This window comes from Burkholderia sp. Bp9012 (assembly GCF_003853825.1).
GTDB lineage: Bacteria > Pseudomonadota > Gammaproteobacteria > Burkholderiales > Burkholderiaceae > Burkholderia > Burkholderia diffusa.
Window position 1 is genome coordinate 60,113 of sequence record NZ_QTQA01000009.1, and the last position, 21,810, is coordinate 81,922.

At 67.8% G+C, this 21,810-nt stretch carries 21 protein-coding genes; 13 read left to right on the forward strand and 8 right to left on the reverse strand.

Going from position 1 to position 21,810, the window contains the following annotated elements:
• Positions 1-87: 87 nt before the first annotated feature.
• The 8 genes from tpx to DIE11_RS14150 form a co-directional block, all read right to left on the reverse strand.
• The gene (tpx, locus tag DIE11_RS14115) at positions 88-591 is read right to left on the reverse strand and encodes a thiol peroxidase (RefSeq protein WP_059535219.1); all 504 of its coding nucleotides are present in this window, start codon (positions 589-591) and stop codon (positions 88-90) included.
• A 72-nt stretch (positions 592-663) separates the two neighbouring features.
• Positions 664-2,013: a DUF3426 domain-containing protein gene (locus DIE11_RS14120; protein WP_124624750.1), complete on the reverse strand. Its 1,350-nt coding sequence runs from the start codon at positions 2,011-2,013 to the stop codon at positions 664-666.
• 45 nt (positions 2,014-2,058) lie between these two features.
• Positions 2,059-2,961 (reverse strand): 50S ribosomal protein L11 methyltransferase, encoded by a 903-nt coding sequence (gene prmA / locus DIE11_RS14125; protein ID WP_124624753.1) that lies wholly within the window; start codon positions 2,959-2,961, stop codon positions 2,059-2,061.
• A 2-nt stretch (positions 2,962-2,963) separates the two neighbouring features.
• Positions 2,964-4,331 carry an acetyl-CoA carboxylase biotin carboxylase subunit gene (gene accC, locus DIE11_RS14130; protein ID WP_059608197.1) on the reverse strand — a complete coding sequence of 456 codons (1,368 nt, stop codon included), beginning with the start codon at positions 4,329-4,331 and terminating at the stop codon, positions 2,964-2,966.
• Positions 4,332-4,415: 84 nt separating this feature from the next.
• Positions 4,416-4,892: an acetyl-CoA carboxylase biotin carboxyl carrier protein gene (accB, locus tag DIE11_RS14135; RefSeq protein WP_124624755.1), complete on the reverse strand. Its 477-nt coding sequence runs from the start codon at positions 4,890-4,892 to the stop codon at positions 4,416-4,418.
• Between the two features lie 64 nt (positions 4,893-4,956).
• Complete coding sequence (aroQ, locus tag DIE11_RS14140; RefSeq protein WP_040143361.1) at positions 4,957-5,409, reverse strand: type II 3-dehydroquinate dehydratase; 453 nt, start codon at positions 5,407-5,409, stop codon at positions 4,957-4,959.
• Between the two features lie 194 nt (positions 5,410-5,603).
• Positions 5,604-6,158: a TlpA disulfide reductase family protein gene (locus DIE11_RS14145; protein ID WP_059608199.1), complete on the reverse strand. Its 555-nt coding sequence runs from the start codon at positions 6,156-6,158 to the stop codon at positions 5,604-5,606.
• A gap of 7 nt (positions 6,159-6,165) precedes the next feature.
• On the reverse strand, positions 6,166-6,810 hold the full coding sequence (locus DIE11_RS14150; RefSeq protein WP_059681884.1) for a hypothetical protein: 645 nt from the start codon (positions 6,808-6,810) through the stop codon (positions 6,166-6,168).
• A gap of 234 nt (positions 6,811-7,044) precedes the next feature.
• Between DIE11_RS14150 and mpl the strand changes: the two genes are divergently transcribed.
• The 13 genes from mpl to araG all read left to right on the forward strand — a co-directional run bounded on the left by mpl (position 7,045) and on the right by araG (position 21,723).
• Positions 7,045-8,430 carry a UDP-N-acetylmuramate:L-alanyl-gamma-D-glutamyl-meso-diaminopimelate ligase gene (mpl, locus tag DIE11_RS14155; protein WP_124624757.1) on the forward strand — a complete coding sequence of 462 codons (1,386 nt, stop codon included), beginning with the start codon at positions 7,045-7,047 and terminating at the stop codon, positions 8,428-8,430.
• Positions 8,427-8,996, forward strand: coding sequence for a YqiA/YcfP family alpha/beta fold hydrolase (locus DIE11_RS14160; protein WP_059608201.1), 570 nt, complete (start codon positions 8,427-8,429; stop codon positions 8,994-8,996). Before mpl ends, DIE11_RS14160 begins: the two co-directional genes overlap by 4 nt.
• Before the next feature lie 81 nt (positions 8,997-9,077).
• The gene (locus tag DIE11_RS14165) at positions 9,078-11,168 is read left to right on the forward strand and encodes an RNB domain-containing ribonuclease (protein WP_059608202.1); all 2,091 of its coding nucleotides are present in this window, start codon (positions 9,078-9,080) and stop codon (positions 11,166-11,168) included.
• A complete protein-coding gene (gene aroE, locus DIE11_RS14170; protein WP_124624760.1) occupies positions 11,165-12,031 on the forward strand; it encodes a shikimate dehydrogenase in 867 nt (288 codons plus the stop codon). The genes DIE11_RS14165 and aroE overlap by 4 nt, the downstream gene beginning before the upstream one ends.
• 14 nt (positions 12,032-12,045) lie before the next feature.
• Positions 12,046-12,783, forward strand: coding sequence for a monofunctional biosynthetic peptidoglycan transglycosylase (gene mtgA / locus DIE11_RS14175; RefSeq protein ID WP_059681846.1), 738 nt, complete (start codon positions 12,046-12,048; stop codon positions 12,781-12,783).
• 426 nt (positions 12,784-13,209) lie between these two features.
• On the forward strand, positions 13,210-14,820 hold the full coding sequence (locus tag DIE11_RS14180; protein WP_124624763.1) for a S10 family peptidase: 1,611 nt from the start codon (positions 13,210-13,212) through the stop codon (positions 14,818-14,820).
• Positions 14,821-14,904: 84 nt separating this feature from the next.
• Complete coding sequence (locus DIE11_RS14185) at positions 14,905-15,309, forward strand: EF-hand domain-containing protein (protein ID WP_124624765.1); 405 nt, start codon at positions 14,905-14,907, stop codon at positions 15,307-15,309.
• 336 nt (positions 15,310-15,645) lie between these two features.
• On the forward strand, positions 15,646-16,545 hold the full coding sequence (locus tag DIE11_RS14195; protein WP_059608207.1) for an IclR family transcriptional regulator: 900 nt from the start codon (positions 15,646-15,648) through the stop codon (positions 16,543-16,545).
• Positions 16,542-17,567 (forward strand): 2-dehydro-3-deoxygalactonokinase, encoded by a 1,026-nt coding sequence (locus DIE11_RS14200; RefSeq protein ID WP_124624771.1) that lies wholly within the window; start codon positions 16,542-16,544, stop codon positions 17,565-17,567. The genes DIE11_RS14195 and DIE11_RS14200 overlap by 4 nt, the downstream gene beginning before the upstream one ends.
• 22 nt (positions 17,568-17,589) lie before the next feature.
• A complete protein-coding gene (locus DIE11_RS14205; RefSeq protein ID WP_124624775.1) occupies positions 17,590-18,267 on the forward strand; it encodes a 2-dehydro-3-deoxy-6-phosphogalactonate aldolase in 678 nt (225 codons plus the stop codon).
• On the forward strand, positions 18,267-19,046 hold the full coding sequence (locus DIE11_RS14210) for an SDR family oxidoreductase (protein ID WP_124625068.1): 780 nt from the start codon (positions 18,267-18,269) through the stop codon (positions 19,044-19,046). Before DIE11_RS14205 ends, DIE11_RS14210 begins: the two co-directional genes overlap by 1 nt.
• 102 nt (positions 19,047-19,148) lie before the next feature.
• A complete protein-coding gene (locus DIE11_RS14215) occupies positions 19,149-20,144 on the forward strand; it encodes an arabinose ABC transporter substrate-binding protein (protein ID WP_124624778.1) in 996 nt (331 codons plus the stop codon).
• A 67-nt stretch (positions 20,145-20,211) separates the two neighbouring features.
• The gene (araG, locus tag DIE11_RS14220) at positions 20,212-21,723 is read left to right on the forward strand and encodes an L-arabinose ABC transporter ATP-binding protein AraG (protein WP_124624781.1); all 1,512 of its coding nucleotides are present in this window, start codon (positions 20,212-20,214) and stop codon (positions 21,721-21,723) included.
• Positions 21,724-21,810: the final 87 nt, after the last annotated feature.

Genomic DNA, 21,810 nt, shown 5'->3' on the forward strand with positions numbered 1-21,810 from the left:
GTTCCTGTAGAGAGCAAAAGGAAGCGGCCGCCCGGCCGGTGCGCCGAGGCCGTCGGGCCTCGCGCGGCAGGGCCGGGCGGCAGCGGGTTACTTCAGTGCGGCGAGCGCTGCGTCGTAATTCGGCTCGTCCTTGATCTCGCCGACGAGTTCCGCGTGGATCACCTTGTCCTGCGCGTCGAGCACGACGACCGCGCGGGCCGTCAGGCCATTCAGCGGGCCGCTCGTCACGTCGACGCCGTACGCGTTCGCGAACGCGCGGGCGCCGCGGAACGTCGAAGCCGTCACGACGTTCGCGAGGCCTTCCGTCGTGCAGAAGCGCGTGGCGGCGAACGGCAGGTCGCCGGATACGACGATCACGACCGTGTTGTCGAGCGACGACGCGGCTTCGTTGAACTTGCGGGTCGACGTCGCGCAGGTCGGCGTGTCGAGGCTCGGGACGATGTTCAGCACCTTGCGCTTGCCGGCGAAGCTGGCGAGCGACAGATCGGCGAGGTCCTTGCCGACCAGCTTGAAGTCGGGGGCTTGCGAGCCGACGGCCGGGAACGTGCCGGCGAGATCGATCGGGTTGCCACCCAGCGTAACTTTGCTCATGTTCGTGCTCCGAAATAGCGCGCCGCTGCGGCGCGCGGGTTGAGACGGCGCGCATGCACGCGCCGCGGGGCGTCACGGATAGAAGATCTGGACGCGGAAATTCGAGGCGGGCGCGCCGTTCGTGTCGAGACGGACGACCATCGTCCGCGTCGTGCCGGGCGGCAGCCCGGCGTCGATCGGCGTGCCCGGGCGGACGTAGTCGCGCGGCGCAAGCACGCGGCGCACGGTCACGTGATTCGTGTCGTCGAGCAGCGTCAGCTCGAGAGACGGATAGGCGAGTGCGACGCGGTAGCGGTTCGTCAGCGGTACCTTCAACTCCAGCACGCGCGGGCCGTCGAGCTGGCGCAGGTCGGCCGCGTCGAGCCGCAGGCCGTCGATCGCGCGCGGCGGCGTGACCGTGCAGCCGAGCGGCGCGCACGCCTGCCGGAACCAGCCCTGCGTGACCGGCCAGTAGATCATCACGGTTTCGCGCTGCCACCACGCGAGTTGCGCGACGAGCAGCACCGCGAGCGCGGCAGCGATGAGTCCGCCGAAAAAGCCGCCGAGCATCCCGCGTCGCTCGGGCGCGCGCGTCTCGCGGGTCACGGCGAAGTGCGGGCGATCGTCGTCGGCCAGTGTGGCGGGGAAGGGCGCGGCCGATCTGGCGGCCGGTTGGGCAGCCGTTTCGCTGGCGGCCGCGGCCGGTCCGGCGGCGCGCGCGTCGGCGTTGGCATCGTATTCAGGGACGGCTTGCGCCGGCGTGAATGCGAAGCGCGGTTCGCGCGGTGCGTGTTCGTCGTCGGGTACGGAGAAGTGCGCGTTGCCGACGGGTTCGTCCGCGTCAGCCGCCGACGGCGTGTGCGCGACGAAGCGCGGTTCGCGCAGGTCGGGTTCGGCGGATGCCGTGGCCCGCGACGTGCCGGATGAGTCGGACGAGTCGGTTTTGTGCCACGCCAAGTCCGGCTCGGCCGACGCGACAGCGTGCAGTTCGGCGGGGGCCGATGCGATCGGGGCGGGCGTGCCGGAGAGGTGGACGACACCGGCGTCCATGGCCGGCAGCGCGAGCGGCACCAGCGGCTCGGTGCGCACGGTCTGCACGTTGTGCTGCAGGGATGGGTCGACGCCGGCATCGAGCCACGGCGCCCACATGTCCCAGCCTTCGGGCTTGTAGTCGGAACCGGGCGCCGGCTCGACCGGTGCGTCGGTGGTGAAGAGCCGCACGGGCGCGGCTTCGTGTTGCGGTTCGACGGCGGCCGGCCCGGCCGGTGCCGCTTCGGTCAGCGCTGGCTCGGGCTGCCGTGCCGGTTCGGGAACGAGCGACTGCGACGCGTTGAAGACCTGATGGCAGTGTCCGCAGCGCACGAGCCCGTCATGCAGCGAGAGCTGTTCCTGCTGCAGCCGGAAGACGGTTTCGCAATGAGGGCAGCGCGTCGCAAGAAGCATGTCGAGCCGGGCGGCCTGCTGGCCAAAGTGAAGGACAGCGCTATTCTAATGGCTTTCCCGCCGCGTTCCGGCGAGGCATACCCAACCTTCGTGTTCGCGCCAGACCGAGATGTCCACATAGCGCGCATAGACGGCCGCGACTTCGTCCGCCTGGCGTGCGAGCACGCCCGACAGCGCGATGCGCCCGCCCGGTTTCACCTTCGATGCGAGCATCGACGCCATCAGCTTCAGCGGGTTCGACAGGATGTTGGCGACGACGATGTCGAATTCTCCGGCCGGGCACGCGTCGGGCAGCCCGTACGTCACTTCCGCATGGTTGCGTTCGCTGTTCTGTCGCGCCGATTCGACCGCTTGCGGATCGATGTCGATGCCGACCACGGGGTTCGCCCCGCATTTCTTCGCGAGGATCGCGAGGATGCCCGAGCCGCAGCCGTAGTCGAGCACGGACTGGCCGGGCTTGACCGACTGTTCGAGCCATTCCATGCACAGGCGCGTGGTCGGGTGGCTGCCCGTGCCGAATGCGAGACCGGGGTCGAGTTCGAGGATCAGGGCGTCGGGGTCGGGTGCGTCGTGCCACGACGGCACGACCCAGATCCGCTCGCCGATCGGAATCGGCTCGAACTGCGACTGCGTGAGCCGCACCCAGTCCTGCTCCTCGACTTCGCGCACGTCGAACTTCGGCGTATCGGCGATGCCGATCTCGTTCGCGGCCGCCGCGAGCAGCACGGCCGGTTCGTGATCGGGCGACAGCAGCGCGATCACGCGCGAGTGCTGCCACGCGGTGCGTTCGGGCACGAGGCCCGGCTCGCCGAAGAGCGGCTGTTCGTCGGGCGTGTCGGCGTCGGCGTCCTCGACGGACACCGACAGCGCGCCGAGGTCGAGCAGTGCGTCGGACAGCGCCTCCGCATGCTCACGGGCCAGTTCGACGACGAGTTCGCGATAACTCATGCTTACGCTTCTTCCGGTGCGACCTGCTGCTTCTGCGCGAGCCGGTTTTCGAGGTAATGGATGCTGGTGCCGCCTTCGACGAACTTCGAGTCGATCATCAGCTCGCGGTGCAGCGGGATGTTGGTCTGGATGCCTTCGACGACCATCTCCGACAGCGCGATGCGCATCCGGCGGATCGCCTGGTCGCGCGTCGCGCCGTAGGTGATCAGCTTGCCGATCATCGAATCATAGTTCGGCGGCACGAAATAGCCATTGTAGGCGTGGGAGTCGACGCGCACGCCGGGGCCGCCCGGCGTATGCCACGACGTGATCCGGCCCGGCGACGGCGTGAACTTGAACGGATCTTCGGCGTTGATCCGGCATTCGATCGCATGTCCGCGGAACTGGATGTCGCGCTGGCGCAGCGCGAGCTTCTCGCCGGCCGCGATGCGGATCTGTTCCTGCACGATGTCGACGCCCGTGATCAGCTCCGACACCGGATGCTCGACCTGCACGCGCGTGTTCATCTCGATGAAGTAGAACTCGTTGTTCTCGTACAGGAATTCGAACGTGCCCGCGCCGAGATAGCCCATCTTCTTGCACGCGTCCGCGCAGCGGTCGCCGATGCGCTCGATCAGGCGGCGCGGAATGCCGGGCGCCGGCGCTTCCTCGATCACCTTCTGGTGACGGCGCTGCATCGAGCAGTCGCGCTCGCCGAGCCAGATCGCGTTCTTGTGCGCGTCCGACAGCACCTGGATCTCGATGTGGCGCGGGTTCTCGAGGAACTTCTCCATGTACACCTGCGGGTTGCCGAACGCACGGCCGGCTTCCTCGCGGGTCATGTTGACCGCGTTGACGAGCGCGGCCTCGGTGTGCACGACGCGCATCCCGCGCCCGCCACCGCCGCCCGCCGCCTTGATGATGACCGGATAGCCGATCGCGCGCGCAATCTTCACGATCTCCTTCGGATCGTCCGGCAACGCGCCTTCCGAGCCCGGCACGCACGGCACGCCGGTCTTGATCATCGTCTGCTTCGCGGTGACCTTGTCACCCATCATGCGGATCGTTTCCGGGCGCGGGCCGATGAACGTGAAGCCCGACTGCTCGACGCGTTCCGCGAAGTCGGCGTTCTCCGACAGGAAGCCGTAGCCGGGGTGGATCGCCTCGGCATCGGTGACTTCCGCGGCGCTGATCAGCGCCGGCATGTTCAGGTAGCTCAGGTTCGACGGGGCCGGGCCGATACAGACGGCTTCGTCCGCGAGGCGCACGTACTTGGCTTCCTTGTCGGCTTCCGAGTAGACGACCACCGTCTTGACGCCGAGTTCGCGGCACGCGCGCTGGATGCGCAGCGCGATTTCACCGCGGTTGGCAATGAGGATTTTTTCAAACATAGCGAGTATTCGTCTCTTCGAGGGGCGCGCGAACGGCGCCTGGCGAGCATCGGCGGCGCGCGGCCCGCAGGCCGCGCGGCGGACTTAGCCGATCACGAAAAGCGGCTGGCCGTATTCGACGGCCTGGCCGTTCTCGACGAGGATTTCCTTGATCACGCCGGCCTTGTCCGATTCGATCTCGTTGAGCAGCTTCATTGCTTCGATGATGCAGATCGTCTGGCCTTCCTTGACCGTGTCGCCCACCTGGACGAACGGGTCCGCGCCCGGCGACGGCGCGCGATAGAACGTGCCGACCATCGGCGACGTCACGACGTGGCCTTGCGGCACGGCGGGCGCAGCAGCGGCGCCCGCGGCCGGCGCGGCAGCCGCGCCTTCGGCCGGCAGCGCGACCGCCGGGGCCGGCGCGCTGACCTGCGGGGCAAATCCGCCCGTCGGCTGGACATAGACCGGCGGCGCGTTCTTGACGATACGCACCTTGCCTTCGCCTTCCGTCACTTCCAGCTCGGAGATGCCGGATTCGGAGACGAGGTCGATCAGAGTTTTCAGCTTACGAAGATCCATCGGGAATTCCCCTTTCAATACGTGAAAGCGCCGGTGGGACCGGCGCTGAATCTAGATCGCGAAATCAGCCGCGCGACGCGCCTTGCAGCTTGTCGAGCGCGTACTCGAGCGCGTACAGATAACCTTTCCAGCCGAGCCCGCAGATCACGCCTTCGGCCTGGTCGGAAAAGTAGGAGTGATGCCTGAAGGCTTCGCGGCGGTGCACGTTCGACAGATGAACCTCGACGAACGGGATGCCAACGCCGGCGATCGCGTCCCGGATCGCGACGCTCGTGTGCGTATACGCGGCGGGATTGATCAGGATGAAATCGGTCTGTTCCTCCCGCGCGGCCTGGATGCGGTCGACGAGCGCGCCTTCATGGTTGCTCTGGAACGACGACAGTTCGGCGCCGGCCTCCTGCGCCCGCGCGGCAAGCGCTTGATCGATCTGCGCGAGCGTGACGCGGCCGTACACCTCCGGTTCCCGGGTGCCGAGAAGGTTCAGGTTGGGGCCGTGCAGCACCAGCAATCGTGTCATGGTCGCTTCTATTTCTGCGGAATTGCGCGAACTTTAGCGCTATTTAGAGAAATTTGTCTAGTTTTGCCGAACGGCCGGGCGCGCCGGACCTGCAAGAATTACCGGTGCGGCCGCAAAGTATCAGCGAATTCACGTGAAATTGCGGCGATCGACGCACAAATCGCCGCCAACGCGCAGGCAGCCGTTCAGGGCGATCACAACGCGTCGAGGGTCTTTTTCAGCTCGGCCGGTTGGATTTGTCCCAATTTTGTCTCGCGAATCTTGCCGGTTTCGTCGATGACGACCGTAAACGGCAGCGCGCCGGCGGTATTTCCAAAATTACGGGCCAGATCGGCGCCCGCATAACCGCTGACGAAAACGGGATAGTCGACCTTCACCTTCTGCAGAAAGTTCTTCACGTTCTGGTCGGAATCGACGCCGATCCCGATGAAACGGATCCCCTTCTGCTTGTATTGGTGCGACAGCGCGACGAGCTCCGGCATCTCTTCGACGCACGGGCCGCACCATGACGCCCAGAAATTGACCACGACCTTCTGGCCCTTGAAGGAAGCGAGCGACGCCGGCTTGCCGTCGACACCGGTCAGCGACGCGGCCCACAGCTGGTCGACCGGGCTGCCGTTCGCGGCGGGTGCGGCGACGGCGACGCCGTCATCGGCGCTGCCGCCGCGGAACCAATGGCCGGCGGCGATTCCGCCGGCGACGGCGGCGGCCGCGACCACCGCGAGCGCCAACATGCGTTTCATCATCATCGTTGAATCATTCCGGTTCGGAAGGGGCGTTGCTGGCCTCGAGCAGCGCGCGCAACGCGGTGGCGTCGGCGCGGGCGACCCGGCCGCGGGCGTCGGCCTTGACCGCGCCGCGCAGGTCGTCGCTCGCGTAGAGCGCGACGTGAATGCCGATCGCGTCCACGTCGCGCCGCGGGCGCCACAGGAAGCTGAGCGTCTCGACGTCGGCGCGACCGGCGAAATGCCGCGTTTCGGACACGTCGTACTGAACGTTCTGGTTCAGCAGATAGATCGCGACGTCCTTCGGGTTGTCGGTGAATATCTGCAAATGGATGTCCGAATGCGCGTTCGCGGTGCCGTTCAGCACCGCGCCCGTCACGTACGGATTGAACTCGGCGAGCCGGCGCATCCAGTCGAGCGCGATCTCGCGCAGGCGGCGCAGCTCGTCCGGCTGCGTGTCGCTCTGGAACAGGGCGAGGTACTCGCGCAGTTCTTCCTCGATCAGATCGTTATCAGGCAGCCATTCGCCGGCAACGCGCGTATCGCCGAACAACTGGCGCGCGGCCTTGCGTTTCGCGCTGGCGTAATCGAGGCCGTCCTCCGCGATCAGGCGGGCGGCGGACTGGGCAATTTCCTCGCGGGCGCGCCGCGGGTCGACAAGAGGTTTGCGAGACATGATCCGGCAATCATACTCGATCGCCGCCACGGCCGAACGCGGTGCGGCCGGGTGCCGCCCGCCGCGCCGCGCGGCGTTCGGATCCATCGTTCGGGCCGCCGGGCAGGGCGGGCCGTCAGTTACAATGACGGTCTTTGTGTCGCGGCGAAAGTCGTTGGCCGGGCGGCCTGTCCGGCGTGCCGCAGACCTTCCTTTCCGAATCGACGGCGCCCGGCGGCGCGAAAGCATTCATCTATGCACATCCACATTCTTGGCATCTGCGGCACCTTCATGGGCGGTCTCGCCGTGCTCGCGCGCGAGGCGGGCCACACGGTGACGGGTTGCGACGCGGGCGTCTATCCGCCGATGAGCACGCAGCTCGAGGCGCAGGGCATCACGCTGATCGAGGGCTACGGCGCCGAGCAGATCGAGCTGAAGCCCGACCTGTTCGTGATCGGCAACGTCGTCACGCGCGGCAACCCGCTGATGGAGGCGATTCTCGATCGCGGCCTGCCGTACGTATCGGGCCCGCAATGGCTCGGCGAGCACGTGCTGGCCGGTAAATGGGTGCTGGCGGTCGCGGGCACGCACGGCAAGACGACCACGTCGTCGATGCTCGCGTGGTTGCTGGAAGATGCCGGCCTGAACCCGGGCTTCCTGATCGGCGGTGTGCCGCTGAACTTCGGTGTGTCGGCGCGGCTGACCGATTCGAGTTTCTTCGTGATCGAGGCCGACGAATACGATACGGCGTTCTTCGACAAGCGCTCGAAGTTCGTCCACTACCGGCCGCGCACCGCGGTGCTCAACAATCTCGAATTCGATCACGCCGACATCTTCCCGGATCTCGCCGCGATCGAGACGCAATTCCATCACCTCGTGCGCACCGTGCCGGGCGTTGGCCGGATCGTGACCAACGGCCGCTCGGACGCGCTGGAGCGCGTGCTCGCGCGCGGCTGCTGGAGCGAGGTCGAGCGCTTCGGCGTCGACGGCGGCTGGCAGGCGCTGCCTGCAGAAGACGGCGTGCCGGTCGACGAGCGTTTCGCGGTGTACGCACAGGCCGAGCGCGTCGGTGAAGTCGCGTGGCAGGTGCAGGGCGACCACAACCGGATGAACGCGCTCGCGGCGATCGCCGCCGCGCGCCACGTCGGCGTGCCGCCCGCGCAGGCCGCCGAATCCCTCGCATCGTTCCGCAACGTGAAGCGGCGCATGGAAGTGCGCGGCAGCGTGGACGGCGTGACCGTCTACGACGACTTCGCGCACCATCCGACCGCGATCGAAACGACGATCGCCGGCCTTCGTACACGCATCGGCCGCCAAAATTCCCGCATTCTCGCCGTGCTCGAGCCGCGTTCGAACACGATGAAGCTCGGTGTGATGAAGGCGCAATTGCCGGCAAGCCTCGCCGACGCCGACCTGGTGTTCGGCTACGGTGCCCCGACCGGGCGCGACGCGCTCGGCTGGAACCTCGGCGACGCACTCGCGCCGCTCGGCGACAAGGCCCGCGCGTTCGACGATCTCCACCTGCTGGTGAAATCGGTCGTCGAGGCCGCGCGCCCGGGCGACCACGTGCTCGTGATGAGCAATGGCGGCTTCGGCGGCGTGCACCAGAAGCTGCTCGACGCGCTCGGGAGCCGCGCGTGATCCTGTACCTGCACGGATTCCGGTCGTCGCCGGAGTCGCAGAAGTCGCGGCTCCTCGCCGCGCGCATGGCCGAACTCGGTCGCACGCACGAGTGGCGCTGCCCGTCGCTGTCGGTATCGCCGCTCGAGGCGATCGCCGTCGCGGAAGCCGAGGTGGCCGGTGCGCGCGACGTGACGGTGATCGGCAGCTCGCTCGGCGGCTACTACGCAACCTGGCTCGCCGAAAAGCACGGCTGGAAGGCGGTGGTGCTGAATCCGGCGATCGTGCCGCAGCGCGACCTCGAACAGTATCTGGGCGAACAGCCGCTGTGGCACGGCGGCGGGTCGATCGTCGTCGAACGCCGTCACCTGCACGAGCTCGATGCGCTGCGCGTGCCGGCGATTTCGCGGCCCGAACGCTACTATCTGTTCGCGGCGACTGGCGACGAAGTGCTGGACTACCGCGAGATGCTCGCCCATTACCCGGGCGCGAAAACGCGCGTGATCGAAGGCAGCGATCATGGAATCAGTGAATTTGCCGACTATATCGACGACGTTCTCGCCTTTTGCGACGAAAGAACGTCATGAACCCGGCGTCATGCCGATCGAATTCCCATCATCATGCGGCGCCGCCGATGCGGCGCCCGGCAGTCTGAACGAGAGTACTGAGTGAACGTTTTCTTCGAGGAATCGGGCAGTTTCAAGGCGGGCAGCGTGCTGTCGCGCCAGGGCGACGCGTTTCAGGTCGAATTGCCCGGCGGGCGGCGCGCGAAGGTGCGTGCAAAGGACGTGCTGATCGAATTCGAGAAGCCGGCCGCCGGCGAGCTGATGCAGGAAGCCGATACGGCCGCGCAGCAGATCGACCTGGATTTCCTGTGGGAATGCGCGCCGGCCGAGGAGTTCGCGTATACGGCGCTGGCCTCGGAATATTTCGGCGCGACCTACGGCCCGGTCGAGCGCGCGGCGCTGGTGCTGCGGCTGCACGGCTCGCCCGTCTACTTCCGCCGCAAGGGGCGCGGCCAGTATCAGCGGGCGCCGGAAGATCAGCTCAAGATGGCGCTCGCGTCGCTCGAGCGCAAGCGTCAGCAGGCGCTCGTCCAGGCGCAGTATGAAGAGGAACTGAAGGCCGGCAAGCTGCCGGAAGCGTTCGCGGGCAAGGTGCTCGGGCTGCTGACGCGGCCGGACAAGAACGCGATCGAATACAAGGCGATGGAAGCGGCGGCCGGGGCGCGCGGCGTGTCGCCGGCGCGGTTGATGCTCGACTGCGGCGGCATCGCGTCGCCGCGTGCGCTGCACGAGGCGCGCTTCCTCGCGGAATTCTTCCCGCACGGCACGGGCTTCCCCGCCGTCACGGTCGGCCCGCTGCCGGACGACCTGCCGCGCGCGGACGTCGAGGCGTTCTCGATCGACGACATCACGACGACCGAAATCGACGACGCATTCTCGGTCGAACACCTGTCCGACGGTCGCGTGCGGATCGGCGTGCACATCGCGGCGCCGGCGCTCGGCATCGTGCGCGGCGACGCGGTCGACGCGATCGCGCGCGCACGCCTGTCGACCGTCTACATGCCGGGCGACAAGATCACGATGCTGCCGGACGACGTCGTCGACGTGTTCACGCTGAAGGAAGGCGATTACCGCCCGGCGCTGTCGCTGTACATCATCGTCAACCGCGAGACGCAGGAGATCGTCGCGAACGAGACGCGTGCCGAACTCGTGTTCGTGAAGAACAACCTGCGCCACAACACGCTCGACGAGCTCGTCAATGAAGAGACGCTCGCGGCCGGCACCGGCGACTACCCGCACAAGGACGACATCGCCGTGCTGTGGCCGCTCGCGCAGGCGCTGTTCGAGAAGCGCCAGGTCGCGCGCGCGGGCTATGGCCTGAAGCGCGAAGTGCAGCGCAACACCGACTACAACTTCTACGTCGAAGGCGAGCACGTGACGATCACGCCGCGCCGCCGCGGGTCGCCGCTCGACCTGATCGTGTCGGAGCTCGCGATCCTCGCGAACTCGACGTGGGGCGCGTTCCTGCACGATCACACGGTGCCGGGCATCTACCGCTCGCAGCGCGGCTTCGGCGCGCCGGGCCCGAAGCGTACGCGGATGCAGACGACGGCCGCGCCGCACGAAGGCCTCGGTGTCGCTCAGTACGCGTGGAGCACGTCGCCGCTGCGCCGCTATGTCGACCTGGTGAACCAGTGGCAGTTGCTCGCATGCGTGCAGCACGGCGTCACGGCCAAGCTCGCCGCGCCGTTCAAGCCGAAGGACGCCGACCTGTACGCGGTCGTGCAGGGCTTCGACGACACCTATACCGCTTACGCCGACTACCAGCGCCGGATGGAGTACTTCTGGTGCCTGCGCTGGCTCGCGCAGGAGCAGAAGAAGCAGGTCGTCGCGAGCGTCGTGAAGGGCGACCTGGTGCGCCTCGAGGAAATTCCGCTGCTGCTGCACGTGCCGGGGCTCGGCGTGCATGCGCGCGGCACGCGCGTGCTGCTCGACGTGATGTCGCTCGACGAGCTGACGATCGAGGCGTCGGTGCGACTGCTGAACGTGCTTGACGCGCCGACCGTGACGAGCGGCGACGCGGCCGAAGACGAAGACGAGACCGAAGGCGGCGACGACACGCTGGTCGATGCGGAAGACGCGTCGGCGGAAACCGAGGCCGAGGCACTGGCCGAAGCGGACGGCGCAGCGGTCGAAGACGGCGAGGCCGCGAACGGCACCGGCCAGGAAAGCGAAGAGGGGCGCGCATCATGAACGCAGCCGCGTCGACGAGCGGCGCCGACCGCTACGTGGTGTTCGGCAATCCGGTGGCGCACAGCAAGTCGCCGTTCATCCACGCGCAGTTCGCCGCGCAGACCGGCGAGGCGATCGTCTACGAGCACCGGCTCGCGCCGGTCGACGGTTTCGAGGTCGCCGTGCGCGCGTTCGTCGCCGAAGGCGGACGCGGCGCGAACGTGACGGTGCCGTTCAAGCTCGACGCGCATGCGCTCGCCGATACACTGTCGCCGCGCGCGGCGGCGGCGGGCGCGGTGAACACGCTGCGCATCGAAGCCGACGGCCGCATCTACGGTGACAACACGGACGGCGTCGGTCTCGTGCGCGACATCGAATCGAACCTCGGCGTGTCGCTTGCCGGTGCGCGCATCCTGTTGCTCGGCGCAGGCGGCGCGGCGCGTGGCGTCGTGTTGCCGATGCTCGAGCGCGCGCCGCTGTCGATCACGATCGTGAACCGCACCGCGAGCAAGGCCGAGGCGCTCGTCGGTCAGTTCACGCAGGCCGCGCACGATGCGGGCTGCGTGCTGTCGGGCGGCGGCCCGGACACCGTGCGTGCGGAGCCGTACGACGTGATCGTCAACGCGACGGCCGGCAGCCTCGACGCGGCGCTGCCGGAGTGCGACGCGGCCGCGTTCGGCCCGGGCACGCTCGCGTACGACATGATGTACGGCGCGCAGCCGACCGTGTTCATGCAACATGCGGCGTCGCTCGGCGCGCGCACGGCCGACGGGCTCGGGATGCTGGTCGAGCAGGCGGCCGAATCGTTCTTCATCTGGCGCGGCGTGCGGCCGGACGGCGCACCGGTGCTGGCCGCGCTGCGCCAGGCGCTCGCGGCGGCCTGACCGGAGCGCGACAGGTGGTGGCGGTAAGCGGCACGCAGCGCACGCGGACCATCAGCCCGACCCGCTGGATCGTCTATGCGGGTTCGGTGTTCGCGGGCGCGTGGCTCGCGACGCAGCTGTTCTATCTCGTGCAGATCGCGCTGTGGTCGTTCATCAATCCGGGTTCCACCGCGTTCATGCGGACCGACGCATGGTGGCTGTCGCGCGACAATCCGCCCGCGCGGATCCAGCACCAGTGGGTGCCGTACGACCAGATCTCGCGCAACCTGAAGCGCGCGCTGATCGCGTCGGAGGATTCGACCTTCGCGACCAACAACGGCTACGACGTCGATGCGATCCTGCAGGCGTGGGAGAAGAACAAGGCGCGCGGACGGATCGTCGCGGGCGGGTCGACGATCACGCAGCAGCTCGCGCGCAATCTGTTCCTGTCGCGCGAGAAGAGCTACATCCGCAAGGGGCAGGAGCTGATCATCACGTGGATGCTCGAGACGGTGCTCGACAAGGAGCGGATCTTCGAGATCTACCTGAATTCCGTCGAATGGGGCCGCGGCGTGTACGGTGCCGAGGCCGCCGCCCGCTATTACTACAGGATTCCCGCGAGCCGGCTCGGCGCGTGGCAGTCGGCGCGTCTCGCGGTGATGCTGCCGAAGCCGCGCTGGTTCGACGCGCACCGCGGCTCGGCCTACCAGGCGCAGCGCGCGGCCGTGATTGCCCGCCGGATGGGCGCGGCCGAACTTCCGCAATCGCAGTGAGCGGCGCGCTCGCGCCGTGACATTGTCCGTTCCGTCGCCGGCGCGCCATTGGTGCGCTGCAGCGCATTCGTGTCGCCCGCATTTCGGGACGCATCCATTAGACGAATTCATCTATTTCGCTTTACTGAGCAATGCCCGCCCGCGCGAGATTTTGTTTGCCGATATGGCACGAAATCCGTGTGGTTTGAGTGTTTTCGGGTAGACGCGAAAGCAATTGAAAGACTGTTGAAACACAACGGTTCGTGAATTGAAGCATTCCTGAAAGGTGTGCGCCGCACCGAGCGTCGATCAAATATTTCCAAATTTTTCAAAGCCGACCCGCTCACGTATATTGGCCAGCGCCTCGGCTTATCGGCCGCAATCGAGGCGGGGGGCGGCTCACCCGGCTGCTCGACATAAAAAACATTCGAGAGAAGGAAAGCAACGATGCCAGCGAGCAAAGCGAAGCTGTTGTTGGGGGTTGTGTTCTCTTCGCTGATTCTGACGGCCTGCAACGACGACGTGACGTCGTCCTCGGCAGCAGGTACCGACAATTCAGCCGATCCCGCCGCTCAGGTGGACAAGCCGTACAACGATCCCAACAGTTATTCGTCGAGCGCGACCGCGTCGCTCGACGCGTCCGCCGCGGTCGAAAAGGCCGCCGTCACCCATCACCAGATCACGCTGAACGGCAAGACGATTCGCTACACGGCGACCGCCGGCCACCTCGTCGCACGCAATCCGCAGACGGGCGCGCCCGAAGCATCGTTCTTCTACGTCGCGTACACCGCCGACAACCAGCCCGCGGCGAAGCGGCCCGTCACGTTCCTGTATAACGGCGGCCCCGGCTCCGCATCGGTGTGGCTGCATCTCGGCTCGTTCGGTCCGAAACGGATCCAGACGGGCGACCCGAACGCGAATGCGTCGACGTTCCCGTTCGTCGACAACGCGGAAAGCCTGCTCGACACGACCGACCTCGTGTTCGTCGATGCGATCGGCACCGGCTTCTCGGAGGCGATCGCGCCGAACACGAACCAGACGTTCTGGGGCGTCGACCAGGACGGCGGCGCGTTCCGCGACTTCGTGATGCGCTACATCGCCGTGAACCAGCGCAACGATTCGCCGAAGTACCTGTTCGGCGAGTCATACGGCACGCCGCGCACCGACGTGCTCGCGAACCTGCTCGAGACGGCCGGCGTGAAGCTCGACGGCATCGTGCTGCAGTCGTCGATCCTCAACTACAACGCGAACTGCGACATGGCGAGCGACTACGTCGGCAACTCGAATAACGGGGCGAGCCCCGTGAGTTGCGCGGGCTTCGTGCCGTCCTACGGCACGGTCGGCGCGTACTACCAGCTCGACAACCCGAACCCGTCGAGCCTGCCGCAATATGCGGACCAGATGCGTCAGCTGACGGCCGGCAGCTACGTGCCCGCCGTGAACGCGTATCTCGCGAGCCACACGCCGCCCCCGCCGACGCTCGTCACGACGATGGTGAATTCGACCGGCGTGAAGCAGACGCTGTGGAACGCGGACTTCAACGTCGTCCCGACCTTCTTCGACAACAGCTTCCAGGTGTCGCTGATCCCGGGCACGCTGATCGGCCGCTACGACGCACGCGTGAACGTGCCGTCGTCGAGCCCGCTCGCGGCGGACGGCGACCCGTCGAGCACGTTCATCACGAAGCCGTTCACCGACACGATCGGCAGCTACCTGCCGAACGTGCTCAAGTACAGCGCGCAGTCGGCGTATTCGCTGAGCAGCAATGCGATCCAGACCTGGGACTGGACGCACGACGGCCTCGCGATGCCCGACACGATTCCCGATCTTGCGGCTGCGCTGACGCTGAATCCGTCGCTGAAGGTGCTGTCGCTGAACGGGTATCACGACATCGCGACGCCGTTCTACCAGACCGAACTCGACCTCGCCCGGCTCGGCTCGCAACCGAACCTGACGATCAAGGACTATCAGGGTGGACACATGGTCTATCTCGACGATACGTCGCGTCCGCAGGAGAAGGCCGACCTCGTGACCTTCTACAACGCGGCCGCGCACTGATGCGATGTGCGGGCCTGGCGACGCGCGCCCGTGGCGGCGCCGTTCGCCGGCCGTCGACGACCTCATTCCAGACTGGAGCCTGACATGAAGAAACGTTTCATCGTCGTTGCCGCCGCGCTCGCATGCGCCGGCGTTGCAGCATCCGCATCGGTGTCCGCGTTCGCGCAGGCGAGCGACGCCGTCACTCCGGCGCGCGCGCGCCAGGCGCAGCTCGGCGATCCGTACGTGCCGCCGGCCGCGCGCAAGCCGACCGCCGGCACGCAGACGACGGGCGCCGCGCTGCACGCGCAGGTGGTGCGCAAACTCGCGCGGCAGTTCGGCGCGGCCGATACGCAGAACACCGGTTCGATCACCGAAGCGCAGGCGCGCGCGGCCGGCCTCGGCTATGTCGCGAATCATTTCCGGCAGATCGACGCGAGCGGTAGCGGCCGCGTGTCGTTCTCCGACGTGCAGCGCTACATGCAGGCGCGCAGCACGAACCAGCAGTAAGCGCGGCGCGCATGACCAACGGGGGCGGGACCCGCGACGCATCGGGTTCCGCCCCCGTGCGCATGGCGCGACGGTTTCGCGACCTCCGCTGGTTTATCTCATTATCTGGGCAACGCATTCAAATATTGGAGACGAATGCGTGCGCTCCTACAATCCGAAGCACATCGACAGCTTCGGACCCACGCATCGCGCGGCGCCCGACGCACACGGAGACACATTCCATGAAGTTCGCCGGGCGCTTTCCTCGGTGCATCGACCGCCGCGTTGCCGCGACGCCCGACCTCGTTCCGGCGTCGCGACAGCGGCTTCACCGATTCGGCTGAAGAAACCCGTTCCATGACCAAGATGCCCGATTCCCTTGCTCTCGACGCCCGGCGCGCGACGCCGGGCGATGCGCCGCTCACCGACTCCATCGGCGCGACCAGCACGCCGCTCGACCTCACCGCGCAGCAGGCCGGTACGCAGACGCTGTTGCGCGGTCTCGCAATCCTCGAAGCGATCGCGAACGGCGCGCGCGACATGCGTGCGATCGGCGCCGCGCTCGGCACGACGCGCAGCACGACGCACCGTCTCGTCAGCAGCCTCGTGCAGGCGCGCTACCTGCGCCAGGTGCAGGGCGGCTACCTGCTCGGCCCGAAGCTGATCGAGCTCGGCACGATCGCGCTCGAACAGATGCCGCTCACGGCGGTCGCGCGGCCGCACCTCGAGGCGCTCGCCGAAGCGACGCTCGACACGATCCACCTCGGCGTGCGCGACGGCGATGACGTGCTGTACATCGACAAGATCCCCGGCACGCGCGGCCTCGAGATGCGCTCGCGTGTCGGCCACCGGATGCCGCTCGCGTCGACCGGCATCGGCAAGGCGATGATGCTCGACCTCGATCCGGACCTGTGGCGCTCGCTGTTCGAAGCCGCGCGGCGCGCGCTGGCCGGCGTCAACTTCAAGCCGGACAACCGGCCCGAGACGAGCGCGTTCCTGCAGCGCATGGCGCATTACGCGGCCGGCGGCTACACGTTCGACCTCGAGGAAAACGAGGCGTCGATCCGTTGCGTAGCCGCGCCGATCCGCGACGCGTCGGGCGCGATCGTCGCGGCCGTATCGGTCGCGAGCACGATTCCGTACATGCCGCACGACCGGATGGACGAACTGATTCCGCTCGTGCAGCGCGAAGCGCGAGCCATTTCCGCGGAACTGGGCTGGAGCCCGCCGCAGGGTACCCGCAGGATCAAACGATGACCAATTCGACCCGGACCGCTCCGGACGCCTCCTGCGCCGCACCGTCGCTGATCGCGCTCGACTGGGGCACGACGTCGCTGCGCGCGTATCTGTTCGACGCGCACGGTGCGCTGCTCGACACGCGCAGCCGCGCCGCGGGCGTGATGCATGTGCCGGCCGGCGGCGCGCGAGCCTTCGACGTCGTGTTCGAGGAAGCGTGCGGCGACTGGCTCGACCGCGCGCCGGGCGTGCCGGTGCTGGCCGCCGGGATGGTCGGCAGCGCACAGGGCTGGCGCGAGGCGCCGTACGTCCAGGTGCCGGCCGGTGCCGACGCGCTCGTCGCGGGGCTCGTCACGGTGACGACGTCGCGCGGCACGACGGTGTCGATCGTGCCGGGCGTGATCGCGACGGGCGAGTTGCCCGACGTGATGCGCGGCGAAGAAACGCAGATATTCGGCGCACTCGCGAACGATCTCATGCTTGATGCAGATCGTTCAGGCGTACTGATCGGATTGCCGGGCACGCATGCGAAGTGGGCATGGGTGAAGGACGGGCTCATCGAGCGCTTCCAGACCTTCATGACCGGCGAGTTGTTCGCGGCGCTGCGCGATCACACGATCCTCGGCCGCACGATGCGCGCGAGCGCGTCGCCCGACCGCGCGGCATTCGCGCGCGGCGTCGCGGTGGCCCGCGGTGCGCAGCGCGCGGGGTTGCTCGCGACGATCTTCAGCACGCGCACGCTCGGCCTGACCGACCGGCTCGCGCCCGATGCGCAGGGCGATTACCTGTCAGGCCTGCTGATCGGCCATGAGCTGAACGCACTTGACGCGATGCTGGCGGAACGCGGTGTCGCGCTCGCGAACCAGCCGCTGCTGCTGATCGGCGACGACGGATTGTGCGCGCGCTACGTCGACGCGTTGAGCGTGTTCGGCTGCACGCATGCGCGTGTCGTCGCTCAGGCGACAGAGCGCGGCTTGTGGTGGATCGCGTCGCGCGCCGGGCTCGTGCGCGCGGATGGCGAGCCCGTCTGCGCCGACCAATGAATCGATTGAAGAGGAACCGCCGATGTCGTCCGACCTTACGCTGCCCGCACCATACACGCCGCACGCCGCACTGATGCGCGCGTTCGACGCGTGCCCGCTGATCGCGATCATGCGCGGCATCACGTCCGCCGAAGCCGCTGACCACGGCCTTGCGCTGCACGAAGCGGGCTTCCGGATCGTCGAGGTGCCGCTCAACTCGCCCGATCCGTTCGGCAGCATCGCGGCGCTGCGCCGCGCGCTACCCGACGACATGATCGTCGGCGCTGGCACCGTGCTGCGCGCCGAGCATGTCGACCGCGTGCAGGACGCGGGCGGCACGCTGATCGTGATGCCGCACAGCGACGCGGCCGTGATCCGCCGTGCGCGCGAGCGCGGGCTCGCGAGCGCACCGGGCGTCGCGACGCCGACCGAGGCGTTTGCCGCGCTCGCGAACGGCGCCGACGTGCTGAAGATGTTCCCGGCCGAGCAGCTCGGCGTGCCCGTCGTGAAGGCGTGGCGTGCGGTGATCGACCGCGCGGTGCCGCTGATACCCGTCGGCGGAATTTCTCCGGACAACATGCAGCCGTTCCTCGCGGCCGGCGCCAACGGCTTCGGGCTCGGTTCGGCGCTGTACCGGCCCGGCCAGTCGGCGGAGGCGACCGCGGCGAATGCGCGCGCGTTCCAGGCCGGCCTGCACGTGGCGCGCGGCGGAGCCGCATGATGGGACGTCTCGCGGGCAAGGTCGCGATGGTGACGGGCGCCGGCCGCGGGATCGGCGCCGCGATCGCGCAGGCGTTCGCGCGCGAGGGCGCGGCCGTCGCGCTCGTCGACCTCGACTTCCCGCAAGCGCAGCGTACGGCCGCGGCGATCGCCGACGACATCGACGGCGCGCGCGTGCTGCCGCTGCATGCGGATGTCGCGCGGCAGGATTCGGTGCGCGACGCGCTCGCGCAGACCGAAGCCGCATTCGGCCCGCTCGACGTGCTCGTGAACAACGCGGGCATCAATGTGTTCGCCGATCCGCTGACGATGACGGACGAAGACTGGCGCCGCTGCTTCGCGGTCGACCTCGACGGCGTATGGCACGGCTGCCGCGCGGCGCTGCCTGGGATGGTCGAACGCGGCCGCGGCAGCATCGTGAACATCGCGTCGACGCATGCGTTCCGGATCATCCCGGGCTGCTTTCCGTACCCGGTCGCGAAACACGGCGTGCTGGGCCTCACGCGTGCGCTCGGCATCGAATACGCGGCGCGCAACGTGCGCGTGAACGCGATCGCGCCCGGTTACATCGAGACGCAGCTCACGCGCGACTGGTGGGACGCGCAGGCCGACCCGGCCGCGGCGCGCGCCGAGACGCTCGCGCTGCAGCCGATGAAGCGGATCGGCAAGCCGGAAGAAGTCGCGATGACGGCCGTGTTTCTCGCCTCCGACGAGGCGCCGTTCATCAATGCGGCTTGCATCACCGTCGACGGCGGGCGCGCGGCGCTGTACCACGACTGACGCAACGATTCGACAGACCGCACGTGCGACGGCCGCGCGCACGCTGCGTCGAAACCAACAAGCGGCTGTATTCCGTTCGATGAAGACAAGGAGACACTGGAGATGAAACGCAGAACCTTCGTAACGCTGGCCGCCGCGGCGGCAGTGGTGATCGGAAGCCCGGTCGCGCATGCGGCCGACCCGGTCAAGATCGGCTTCCTGGTGAAGCAGCCGGAAGAGCCGTGGTTCCAGGACGAGTGGAAGTTCGCCGAGATCGCGGCGAAGAACAAGGGCTTCACGCTCGTGAAGATCGGCGCGCCGTCGGGCGAGAAGGTGATGAGCGCGATCGACAACCTGTCCGCGCAGAAGGCGCAGGGCTTCATCATCTGCACGCCGGACGTGAAGCTCGGGCCGGGCATCGTCGCGAAGGCGAAGTCGCACAACCTGAAGATGATGACGGTCGACGACCGCCTCGTCGACGGCGCGGGCAAGCCGATCGAGGCGGTGCCGCACATGGGGATCTCCGCGTACAACATCGGCAAGCAGGTCGGCGACGGCATCGCGGCCGAGATCAAGAAGCGCGGCTGGGACATGAAGGACGTCGGCGCGATCGACATCACCTACGAGCAGCTGCCGACCGCGCACGACCGCACGAGCGGCGCGACCGACGCGCTGGTGGCGGCCGGCTTCCCGAAGGCGAACGTGATCGCGGCGCCGCAGGCGAAGACCGACACCGAGAACGCGTTCAACGCAGCGAACATCGCGCTCACCAAGAACCCGCAGTTCAAGCACTGGGTGGCGTACGGCCTGAACGACGAGGCCGTGCTCGGCGCGGTGCGCGCGGCCGAAGGGCGCGGCTTCAAGGCGGACAACATGATCGGCATCGGCATCGGTGGTTCCGAATCGGCGCTGAACGAATTCAAGAAGCCGCAGCCGACGGGCTTCTACGGCACCGTGATCATCAGCCCGAAGCGCCACGGCGAGGAAACCTCGGACCTGATGTACGCGTGGATCACGCAGGGCAAGGCACCGCCGGCGCTGACGCTGACGACGGGCATGCTCGCGACGCGCGACAACGTGTCGAAGGTGCGCGACGAGATGGGGCTCGCATCGAAGTAAGCCGCCCGCCGGCTGCCGCGACGATGCGGCGGCCGGCGATCGATGGAACTGCAAGTAGGGAGACGACGTGTCAGCGGCACTGCGTTTTGACAATATCGGCAAGGTATTTCCCGGCGTGCGCGCACTCGACGGCATCTCGTTCGACGTGCACGCGGGCGAGGTGCATGGCCTGATGGGCGAGAACGGCGCGGGCAAGTCGACGCTGCTGAAGATTCTCGGCGGCGAATACCAGCCCGATGCGGGCAGCGTGCTGGTCGACGGCCAGCCCGTGCATTTTTCGAGTGCGGCCGCGTCGATCGCGGCCGGCGTTGCGGTGATTCACCAGGAACTGCAGTACGTGCCCGACCTGACGGTCGCGGAGAACCTGTTGCTCGGCCGCCTGCCGAACGCGCTCGGCTGGGTGAGGAAGGGCGAGGCGAAGCGCCATGTGCGCGAACGGCTCGCGGCGATGGGCGTCGATCTCGATCCCGATGCGAAACTCGGGCGGCTGTCGATCGCGCAGCGGCAGATGGTCGAGATCTGCAAGGCGCTGATGCGCAACGCGCGCGTGATCGCGCTCGACGAACCGACGAGCTCGCTGTCGCATCGCGAGACCGAGGTGTTGTTCAAGCTCGTCGACGACCTGCGCGCGCAGGGCCGCGCGCTGATCTACATCTCGCACCGGATGGACGAGATCTACCGGCTGTGCGATGCGTGCACGATCTTTCGCGACGGGCGCAAGATCGCCTCGCACGAATCGCTCGCCGACGTGCCGCGCGAGCGGCTGGTCGCCGAGATGGTCGGGCGCGAGATCGCGGACATTTACCACTACGCGCCGCGTGCGCTCGGCGACGTGCGGTTTTCGGCCGAAGGCGTCGACGGCCCCGCGTTGCGCGAGCCGGCGAGCTTCTCGGTGCGCGCGGGCGAGATCGTCGGCTTCTTCGGGCTGGTCGGCGCGGGGCGCAGCGAACTGATGCGGCTCGTGTACGGCGCGGATCGCCGACGCGCGGGCGCGCTGACGCTCGACGGCAAGCGCATCGACGTGAAGCGCACCGGCGACGCGATCCGTCACGGCATCGTGCTGTGCCCGGAAGACCGCAAGGAGGAAGGGATCATCGCGATGGCGTCGGTCGCGGAGAACATCAACATCAGCTGCCGCCGTCATTCGCTGCGCGCGGGCCTGTTCATCGACCGCAAGACCGAAAATGAAACGGCCGACCGCTTCATCCAGCGGCTGAAGATCAAGACGCCGAACCGGCGGCAGAAGATCCGCTTCCTGTCGGGCGGCAACCAGCAGAAGGCGATCCTGTCGCGCTGGCTCGCGGAGCCCGACCTGAAGGTCGTGATCCTCGACGAGCCGACGCGCGGCATCGACGTCGGCGCGAAGCACGAGATCTACGACGTGATCTACCGGCTCGCGGAGCGCGGCTGCGCGATCGTGATGGTGTCGTCGGAACTGCCGGAAGTGCTCGGCGTGTCCGACCGCATCGTCGTGATGCGCGAAGGCCGCATCGCGGGCGAGCTGCCGCGCGAGCAGGCGAACGAGCATGCGGTGCTGAGCCTCGCGCTGCCGCAGACCAGCGTCGTCGAGGCGGCCTGACGCGGTTTCAGGTCGCCTCGGGCGACGCACGACATTCGAATCGATCAAGCGCGGCGCGGGCCGCGCGACGCAGGAGCAGGAGACACA

Bases quoted from the DNA above. Each gene is read 5' to 3' on its own strand.
- tpx (WP_059535219.1), bottom strand. From the start codon at position 591: ATGAGCAAAGTTACGCTGGGTGGCAACCCGATCGATCTCGCCGGCACG.
- DIE11_RS14120 (WP_124624750.1), bottom strand. From the start codon at position 2,013: ATGCTTCTTGCGACGCGCTGCCCTCATTGCGAAACCGTCTTCCGGCTG.
- prmA (WP_124624753.1), bottom strand. From the start codon at position 2,961: ATGAGTTATCGCGAACTCGTCGTCGAACTGGCCCGTGAGCATGCGGAG.
- accC (WP_059608197.1), bottom strand. From the start codon at position 4,331: ATGTTTGAAAAAATCCTCATTGCCAACCGCGGTGAAATCGCGCTGCGC.
- accB (WP_124624755.1), bottom strand. From the start codon at position 4,892: ATGGATCTTCGTAAGCTGAAAACTCTGATCGACCTCGTCTCCGAATCC.
- aroQ (WP_040143361.1), bottom strand. From the start codon at position 5,409: ATGACACGATTGCTGGTGCTGCACGGCCCCAACCTGAACCTTCTCGGC.
- DIE11_RS14145 (WP_059608199.1), bottom strand. From the start codon at position 6,158: ATGATGATGAAACGCATGTTGGCGCTCGCGGTGGTCGCGGCCGCCGCC.
- DIE11_RS14150 (WP_059681884.1), bottom strand. From the start codon at position 6,810: ATGTCTCGCAAACCTCTTGTCGACCCGCGGCGCGCCCGCGAGGAAATT.
- mpl (WP_124624757.1), top strand. From the start codon at position 7,045: ATGCACATCCACATTCTTGGCATCTGCGGCACCTTCATGGGCGGTCTC.
- aroE (WP_124624760.1), top strand. From the start codon at position 11,165: ATGAACGCAGCCGCGTCGACGAGCGGCGCCGACCGCTACGTGGTGTTC.
- DIE11_RS14180 (WP_124624763.1), top strand. From the start codon at position 13,210: ATGCCAGCGAGCAAAGCGAAGCTGTTGTTGGGGGTTGTGTTCTCTTCG.
- DIE11_RS14185 (WP_124624765.1), top strand. From the start codon at position 14,905: ATGAAGAAACGTTTCATCGTCGTTGCCGCCGCGCTCGCATGCGCCGGC.
- DIE11_RS14195 (WP_059608207.1), top strand. From the start codon at position 15,646: ATGACCAAGATGCCCGATTCCCTTGCTCTCGACGCCCGGCGCGCGACG.
- DIE11_RS14200 (WP_124624771.1), top strand. From the start codon at position 16,542: ATGACCAATTCGACCCGGACCGCTCCGGACGCCTCCTGCGCCGCACCG.
- DIE11_RS14205 (WP_124624775.1), top strand. From the start codon at position 17,590: ATGTCGTCCGACCTTACGCTGCCCGCACCATACACGCCGCACGCCGCA.
- DIE11_RS14210 (WP_124625068.1), top strand. From the start codon at position 18,267: ATGGGACGTCTCGCGGGCAAGGTCGCGATGGTGACGGGCGCCGGCCGC.
- DIE11_RS14215 (WP_124624778.1), top strand. From the start codon at position 19,149: ATGAAACGCAGAACCTTCGTAACGCTGGCCGCCGCGGCGGCAGTGGTG.